This window comes from Streptomyces aurantiacus (assembly GCF_001418335.1).
Taxonomy (GTDB): Bacteria; Actinomycetota; Actinomycetes; order Streptomycetales; family Streptomycetaceae; genus Streptomyces; species Streptomyces aurantiacus.
Genome location: NZ_LIPP01000539.1, coordinates 1 through 1,070 on the forward strand (window position 1 = coordinate 1; position 1,070 = coordinate 1,070).

At 68.8% G+C, this 1,070-nt stretch carries 2 protein-coding genes; both read left to right on the plus strand.

Annotated features, from left to right (window positions below; all coding sequences use genetic code 11):
* Positions 1 to 340, plus strand: a 340-nt coding sequence (locus AOK01_RS40035; protein WP_157871682.1) for a helix-turn-helix transcriptional regulator, incomplete at its 5' end; no start/stop codon positions are given.
* Positions 341 to 857: 517 nt separating this feature from the next.
* A partial coding sequence (locus AOK01_RS40040) for a trimeric intracellular cation channel family protein (RefSeq protein WP_169800191.1) occupies positions 858 to 1,070 on the plus strand: 213 nt, incomplete at its 3' end.

The following is a 1,070-nucleotide window of genomic DNA, read 5'->3' on the forward strand; positions in this document are numbered from 1 at the left end:
CGCGGTCGCACTGCGCGAGATCCATACGAGCCTGGACAAGCCGTGGACGGTACAGCAACTCAGCGAGGCCGTGGGAATGTCACGGACAGCGTTCACCAAGCGCTTCACCGTGGTGGTCGGGAAGCCGCCCATCACGTATCTGACCGGTTGGCGTCTGAGCTACGGGGCTCGGCTGCTCCGGGAAACCACGGCGCCGCTGGCGACGATCGCCCGACAGGTCGGCTACTCCACGGAGTTCGCGTTCGGAGCCGCCTTCCGCCGCGAGTACGGCATCGCGCCCGGCCGTTTCCGTGACCTCCAGTCCCGCCAGGTTCCCGCCGCCCAGGTGCGTGGGGTGTAGGGCCGCGCCCGGCTCGGTGAACGGCCTTCGTGTACGCACGCGTATGGACCGGCGTCTCCGGAGTATGTGTCTCGTGGCCGATCTCTGGTTGAGTCGGCCACGGGACCGTCCCTCCATGACCGACGTACCGGAGGCGCTCGACGCTTCCGCGGCGATGGTGGCTCGTCCGGCCGCATTCCAAGGTCAAGTACCCTTCCTTGCGTGTGCAGTTGGGCAGGCTCGCTCGATCGGGCAGCGGTTGTGGGCGGGAGTGACTCCGCGCACCGGAACGGGAGCCGGCCCGGCGCACGGCTACGCCTCCGACCGGAGACGGAGACCCGGCCTGCGCCGCACCGGGTGATCGGGCCGTGGCATGCCGTGCCCGAGCCGCAGCGCGAGCACGGGACGCCGCGAACGTGCCGAGGTGCCTGCCCGCCCCCGAGAAGCGGTGTTCGCGACCTCGATCGCCGAGAGGTCCGCATGCTCTCAGCAGCCGTCGGGGCTCGCATGCTCAACAGCCTTCAGGGAGGCCTGTCCGATGCCGATCGACGAACTGAGCGAAGCCGTCCAGTACGTGATGGATCTCTTGGGCATCTTCGCCTTCGCCCTCTCCGGGGCGTTCCTCGCGGTGCGCAAAGACTTCGACATCTTCGGGACGATCATCCTCAGCGAGGCGGCAGGCCTCGGCGGCGGCCTCTTCCGCGACCTGGTGCTTCAGGTCACCCCCGTGGCCTTCACCGATCTCGGCTAC